The sequence below is a fragment of the Paraeggerthella hongkongensis genome (assembly GCF_003726035.1).
Lineage (GTDB): Bacteria > Actinomycetota > Coriobacteriia > Coriobacteriales > Eggerthellaceae > Paraeggerthella > Paraeggerthella hongkongensis.
The window spans coordinates 304,105-310,876 of the sequence record NZ_QICD01000001.1 but is presented as its reverse complement, the minus strand read 5'-3'; the positions used below and the strand labels follow the sequence as shown (position 1 = coordinate 310,876).

At 59.2% G+C, this 6,772-nt stretch carries 7 protein-coding genes; 1 reads left to right on the top strand and 6 read right to left on the bottom strand.

Features of this window, described 5'->3' with window-relative positions:
- Nucleotides 1–149: 149 nt before the first annotated feature.
- The 6 genes from loaP to DMP08_RS12575 form a co-directional block, all read right to left on the bottom strand.
- Complete coding sequence (gene loaP, locus DMP08_RS01340) at nt 150–662, bottom strand: antiterminator LoaP (protein ID WP_123191196.1); 513 nt, start codon at nt 660–662, stop codon at nt 150–152.
- Nucleotides 663–910: 248 nt separating this feature from the next.
- Nucleotides 911–1,564 (bottom strand): CpsB/CapC family capsule biosynthesis tyrosine phosphatase, encoded by a 654-nt coding sequence (locus tag DMP08_RS01335; RefSeq protein WP_123191195.1) that lies wholly within the window; start codon nt 1,562–1,564, stop codon nt 911–913.
- Nucleotides 1,561–2,418 carry a CpsD/CapB family tyrosine-protein kinase gene (locus DMP08_RS01330; RefSeq protein ID WP_123191194.1) on the bottom strand — a complete coding sequence of 286 codons (858 nt, stop codon included), beginning with the start codon at nt 2,416–2,418 and terminating at the stop codon, nt 1,561–1,563. The genes DMP08_RS01335 and DMP08_RS01330 overlap by 4 nt, the downstream gene beginning before the upstream one ends.
- A 13-nt stretch (nt 2,419–2,431) precedes the next feature.
- Nucleotides 2,432–3,091 carry a YveK family protein gene (locus tag DMP08_RS01325; protein ID WP_123191193.1) on the bottom strand — a complete coding sequence of 220 codons (660 nt, stop codon included), beginning with the start codon at nt 3,089–3,091 and terminating at the stop codon, nt 2,432–2,434.
- A 32-nt stretch (nt 3,092–3,123) separates the two neighbouring features.
- Entirely contained in the window at nt 3,124–3,789 is a 666-nt protein-coding gene (locus DMP08_RS12580; protein WP_244596726.1) for an LCP family protein, read from the bottom strand.
- A complete protein-coding gene (locus DMP08_RS12575; protein ID WP_244596725.1) occupies nt 3,752–4,228 on the bottom strand; it encodes a hypothetical protein in 477 nt (158 codons plus the stop codon). The genes DMP08_RS12580 and DMP08_RS12575 overlap by 38 nt, the downstream gene beginning before the upstream one ends.
- An 882-nt stretch (nt 4,229–5,110) precedes the next feature.
- Here DMP08_RS12575 and DMP08_RS01315 point away from each other — a divergent pair.
- Nucleotides 5,111–6,706 carry a DEAD/DEAH box helicase gene (locus DMP08_RS01315; protein WP_244596724.1) on the top strand — a complete coding sequence of 532 codons (1,596 nt, stop codon included), beginning with the start codon at nt 5,111–5,113 and terminating at the stop codon, nt 6,704–6,706.
- Nucleotides 6,707–6,772: the final 66 nt, after the last annotated feature.

Here is a 6,772-nt window from a genome sequence, read left to right as displayed (position 1 = left end):
CATAACCGCCATTATCAGACTTTTCGTCGAGCGGTTTGCTCGTATTCGCGTCGGAAGCCCCCGCTTCCGCCACCTCGACGCACCCGGCGACAATCCCCTCGCTTGCGAGCACAGCCACTCCCCCATCGGCTAGCGTCTCTATTGATTTGTCAGGATCGTTTTTGAACAATTTCCAATCCAACTTTGACGGTTTTCGTTCTGCCCATAATCTCGATGTCCAAGTAGGCCAGCCGCTTGTGGCGGTCTATCTTCTTGATCAAACCCGTCTGATGCATAAGCGGGCCGTTGAGGATCACGATCTGGTCGCCTTCTATCACGCCGCTCGAAAACTCGATCACGCGCTGGTCGGGTTTCGTGAATGCGTTGATGAAGGCAACTTCCTGATCATTCAGGGGAACGAACACATCGTTGTTGGAAAGAAGTCGCGTGAACTTGGGGATATCCCGTAAAGCGACTTTCAACTTGTTAGGTTTATCGCTTACTACAAATATATACCCAGGGAGCAGCACCTCTTGCGATGTGCGCCACTCCCCTTTGATGCGTTTCTTCACCTCATAGCGAGGTATGAACGATTCTTCGATAAGGCCCGGCTCGACCAGCTTTTGCATCAAGTCAAGCACGTGCTTTTCCTGGCCGCCGATGGTTTGCACAACATACCACATGCCACCACCTCCCCGGTCAAAACGGTAAAGACATAGCTTCGCCCCGACCTTTCGACCGAAGGCTACAACAACGATATGTTCTCCTGATTGATCCGGAACGCGCTCCCAGCGACGATCCCGCTTTCCTCAAGATATGGCAGCCGCATCAGCGCCCAAGCGCTTCGCAGCCGGTTGCCGCTTTCGCGGCGGTTGCAGTTTCCTGCTGTTAGACCTCCCTTTTCAGGAGAGCTAACAGAAGGAAGCTGCCTCTAAATACGGGCGTGAGCTCCGCGCGTCCGGTAGTTCTTCCTAGCCTCCGCCAAATACCCGTAATGCTCAACGCGGTGAGCGTCACTGGCAATGTACGAGTACAGGTTCTCGTCGAACAGCCGCTTCGCGGGCTTTCGTTCGGCACCCATCCTGCCGCCAGCAACGAAGTCCGCAGAAGCTTGCAGCTTACAGCCCTTCTTCACCAGCCTTCGCGCCACCTCGACATCCTCCTGAATGGCCTTGTAGCGCTCGGGATGCGCGATGATCACCTGAAAGCCCTTGCCCTGCAGCTCGTAGATGGTTCGCTCGTACACCTCGAAGTCGGGCTTGCGAGCCCGCGTGGAAAGCTCCAGCAGAAACTCGTTGGTCCCATCGAAGCACAGACGGTCGGCCCACTCCATGCCCAAATCCATAAGCTTGGCATGGTTCACTTCGAAGCCCATGGTCAGCGGGAAGCCGCCCGCGTGCGCCACCAGCAGCTCGTAAGCATCCCACATGGCGTCGTAGTCGAAATACGGATCGCGGCAATGAGGCGTGCATACGATAGACGTAACGCCCGCAGCTTGAGCGGCGTCCAACATGGCAAGCGACTCGTTCAGGTCGCGCGCGCCGTCGTCAACGCCGGGAAGGATATGGCAGTGCATGTCCCTCATCGACCGTTACGCCCCTTCCCTGCCGGGTTGGACGATACGTATGCGGCACGATTGGCTGCTTGGCTTGCCTCTACGCCATGACGAGAGACCCCGCGGTTCACTTGAGGAGCATTTTGAACACGAGAAGAACGACCGGGCACAGCTTGCGCCTGCGGGATAACCTTATCCGCGCCGTCCTTCAATCGACTGCCGTCTTGAGTGTAGTACGCGTAGTAGTATTCGGAACCGGTGCCCTCGCAGAACGTGGCGCAGATGCCCAGGATATTGGCGTCGGCCTTCTTCAACTGCTCGCACGCATCCAAAAGCTCGGTGCGCTTGGTTGAGTTCGGCTTCACCACCATCACGGTGCCGTCCACCAGCGTGGACAGAATGGCCGCGTCGATGAACGTTCCAACCGGCGGAGTGTCGAACACCACGTAATCGTAATTCTCTTCCAAAAGCGTCACCAACTTGGCATAGCGCTTCGACGAGATGATGTCGGCCGGGTTCGGGATGTTCGGCTCGACGTCCAGGAAGTACATGTTGGGCGTAGACGTGGCGACAACCGCCTGGGAAAGCGGAGCGGCGTCGGTCAGCACCGAATACACGCCTGCGGGAGGACGCACGTTCAAAGCGTCGGCCAACGTGCGCCGACGCATGTCGGCCTCTACCAGCAGCACGGTCTTGCCCGACGTAGCGATGGCGCGCGCAAGCTCCACCGAGCAGGTCGACTTGCCCTCGTTCGGCACCGAACTGGTAATCACGATGGTGCGAATAGGATTGTCGGGCGACATGAAGCGAATGTTCGCGAAGAGGGTCTTCGCCGCGTTCTGCACTTCGAGCGCGTTGGATGCAGACTTCTTTTTCTTGGCCATGACTCTCTCCTCCCTAGTTCTTAATGGTGGGTATGCGGCCGATAACCGGCAAGCCCAGCAACTCTTCGGCTTCTTCAGGATTACGGACGCGCGTGTTCACCATGTCCAGCACCACTACGATGGCAACAACCAAGAAGATGCCGGCCAAAAACGCGACTGCCGTGTACATAGCGCGCGACGGGCCCGACGGCTCTACGGGAACCTTGGCCTGGTCAACCACGTTCACGCTCTCCACGCCCATGACCTGCTGGGCAACCGTAGACAGCACCTTGGCGATCTCGTTCGCCACGATGGACGCCGCCTCGGCCTTCTCCGCCGTAACGGATATGTCGATGACGCGCGTGGTCGTGCTCGACTCGACCGAGATCTTGTAACCCTTCAACGACTCCATGCCCAACGACTGAGCCGTCTTCTCCTGCACAGTGTCCGACTTCGCCAGGGTGGCAATGTCGTTGGCCATGAGCTGGCTAGCAGTCAGGTCGTTGTAGACAGTGGTATTAGCCGTACCTTCTTTTTCCTTGGAGTTCAGGACGTACACGGATACCTTGGCCGTGTACTGGTTGTCAAGAAGGCCCCAGCTCACGCCCGCCGTTGCTACGGCAAGGACGATCGGGAGCACAATGACCAAGGCCAAGTGCTTGCGAAGCAGTTTGAACAGTTCGAGCAGTGTCATGCGATCATCTTTCTATTAACAGCGGCGTCCCGCTACTTACCCTCAACCTTCAGTCCCACGGACTCCGGATCCTTGCCCGCATCGACGGCCTCCATCAACGCCTTCCAGCCTTCGGGATTCTCATAGCACAGCCACAGTCCCGTATCCGGATCGATATCGCCCTTGTAGGGGCCGGTGCAGGTGTAGATGGAAGGGCTTCCCGACTGAGCGAAATCCATAGCCAGAGAGACCATGGTCTGCAGCTCCATGTTGGTGGTCACGCATGCGGAAAGGCGCTGCACCAGGCCGGGGATCTCTGCCGGCGGCGCCTGGAGCACGCTCTTCAGCAAAGCCATAACCATAGCGCGCACGTTGGACTGGCGTATGGCGTCCTGATCGTCGCCGTACGCAGTGCGCATGCGCGCAAGGGCGACGCATTCGCTGCCGTCGAGCAGCTGGTTGCCGGCTTCAATATGAACAGCGGGCTGGTCCTTGGTGTACACCTCGTAATCAATGGTGTACGGAACATCCACGTAGATGCCGCCCATGGAGTCGACGAACTCGGCCAGACCAGCGAACTCGATCTCGGCATAGTAGGTGATGGGAACGCCGGTCAACTGCTGCACTGCCGTAACCGCGCCCACAGCACCGCCTTCGGCGAACGCCTGGTTGATCTTGGTTTTACCGCCATTGAGCATGTAGGGCGTATCGCGCGGCACGGACACCATAGTAATGGCGTGGTTGACGGGGGTCGACGCGCGTCAACACGAGCGCGTCGGAGCGCTCGCCGTACGTTTCCCAGTTATCCGAACCCACCAGCAGCACATAGAAGGGTTTCTGCTGATTGTCCGAAGGAGTCAAAACGGCATCGAGCTGGGATTTCTCTTGAGCATCCATAGCCATGTTGCCGGCGAGCGTACTGGTGTACCAGCCTGCATACGCAGCGGTACCCCCAACAAGAACCACCAGCACAACGGCGACGATGAGCAGTGCGCGCTTGAGCTTCTTATGCTTGCGACGCTTTTTGCGGACGCGAATGATGTCATCGTTCGAGGAAGGGTATCCGGAGGGCTGGCCGGCATGAACGCCCGCTGGCTGACAGCCGCCCTGCACGGGCCGGGCCGAGGCCCCGTAAGGGCGCTGACCTCCTTGAGGCATGCTGTGGCCTACTTCAGAAACAGGCGCAGCACCGTTCGCCCTACGAGCTTGGTCGTAAGGGCGGCCAGGCTGCTCGGGGGCACCGTGTCTGCCGGGCGTCGTGCGATTGTAGTTATCACGCGGTTCCATAAAAGGCTCAGCTGTTCCGTTCTCGCTTGTCGTTAAAAGAGCGCTTTCGTGCTCTTGCCTCCCCGATGCACGCTACATTCGATAGGTTTATAGCATGAATCGGTTTGATATGTATTAATCATCTCAACTTTTCTCCCAATCATACTGGCAAGATGTCGCTTTAGCAACAAGAATTTGGCATATGGCAAAAAGCACCCCCTCCCCCCGATTTTTTGTTTTCGCAGATCAACTGCATATTTGTAAAATTATCATTTATCGTTTCGCATAAATTTTTTTCGAGATCAACACAGCGCCTACATTCATCGAAAAACCTATCGTTTCGGCAGGAGATTTTTCTTTTTTCGTGCCGCTTCGTCCCTGTACCGCAGACGGCAGGCAAACAACCGCGAACGTCTTCTACGCGCCCGCCGCTACTAATATAGGCAAGACCAAACGCGCAGTCGCCAAACCCAGCTTCCATGGAGATTCGCACACATTCAACGTGTTTCTGAGCATTCTCCCTTCCTGTATGAAGCCGCAAGGTCCATACTAGATGGTCGCTTCACACGAAATTCTTTCTCGTTTCTTTTCGCGCGTTCGCATAGTTTCGCCAAACAGATTGAGATAAGCGGCTCGGGTCAAGCGCAATGCACGCCGCAGGAGCGGGTGCGAACAGGGCAGCGCTTAGAGCCGTCTCCTTCTTGCAAGGAGCGCTGAGGGCGCATGCGAACAAGCAGCGCGCAGGAAGCGCGCACGAAGAGAACGGAACAGAATATGTCTAAATTTGCCGACCTCGGCCTTTCCGAGGCTGCACTTTCCGCAGTCGAGCGTCTGGGCTACGAGAATCCCACCCCGGTACAGGAACAATCCATCCCGCTGATCATGGAAGGCCGCGACCTGATTGCCGCCGCCAGCACGGGCACCGGCAAAACCGCCGCGTTCCTGCTGCCCACGCTGTCCACGCTGCCCCGCCTGAAGGGCCGCAACCGCGCTCCGCGCGTCCTGGTGGTCAGCCCCACCCGCGAGCTTGCCCAGCAGATCGCTCGCACCTGCATGCAGATCTCGCGCAAGACCGGCCATTTCGTGACCACGGTGTTCGGCGGAACGCCGTACGGCCCACAGATCAAGGAGCTGCGCGGCGGCACCGACGTGCTCATCGCCACGCCCGGCCGCTTGAAGGACCTCATGTCGCGCGGCGTCGTGGACCTGAAGAGCGTTGAAACCCTGGTGCTCGACGAGGCCGACCGCATGCTCGACATGGGCTTCCTGCCCGACGTCACCACCATTGTCGATGCCACGCCGGAATGCCGCCAGACGCTTCTGTTCTCGGCCACCATCGACCAGTCCATCCAGAAGAACCTGGGCTCGCTTTTGAACGACCCCGCCATTGTGGAGATCGCCCGCAACGGCGAGACCGCCAAAACGGTCGAGCAGTTCATGATGCCCATCAAGAACCACGAGAAGCCCGAGCTGCTGCAGGCGGTGCTGAACGAGAAGGGCTCCGACCGCGTCATCGTGTTCGCCCGCACCAAGAACCGCACCGAGGACTGCGCCGACGCGCTGTGCGACGCCGGCTTCCGCGCCGAGTCCATCCACTCTGACAAGAGCCAGGGCCAGCGCCGTCGCGCACTCGAGAACTTCCGTCGCGGCAAGACGTCCATCCTGGTTGCCACCGACGTGCTGGCGCGCGGCATCGACGTGCCCGACGTGGACCACGTCATCAACTTCGACCTGCCCGACATGCCCGAGGATTACGTGCACCGCATCGGCCGCACGGGCCGCGCCGGCGAGCAGGGCTATGCCATCTCCTTCGTCACTCGCGAGTCCAGCCGCACCATGCGCGACATCGAGAAGCTGATCGGCAAGGACATTCCGCTGATGGAGCTGGAGACGTACGAGCTGAACCTTTCCGTGCTGGAAAAGCCGAAGAAGGGCGCGGGCCAGCGCAGCGGCGGCTACAAGGGCAAGGGCGGCAAGAGCAGCGGCCGCTCCTGCAACGGCAACCGCTCCTCTGCGGGCGGCCGTGACGGCGGGCGCGAGGGCAACCGCGACAGCAAGCGTCCGGCCGGCAGGAGCTTCGAGGGCAAGCGCCAGGAGAACAAGGGCTTCGCCGGCAAGCGCGATCAGGACAACCGCCCCGGTCGCAGCAACCGCCCCGAAGGAAGCCGCAGCGAGGGCCCGAAGCGCGAGGGCGGCTTCAACCGCAACGCCGACGGCTTCAAGCGCGAGAACGTTTCCAAGAACTACTCCAACGCCGCTAAGCGCGTCTCGAAGAAGGGCACCGGCGAGCAGCAGGCAAATGAGAAGGCCAAGAAGCAGCGCAGCAAGCACAACAAGCCGGCTACGTACGACTACAGCCGCTTCGTCTAGGCCTGCCCCTCAATACGAATCATGAAAACGCCCCGGTTGCGCAACCGGGGCGTTTTTTGTAGAAGA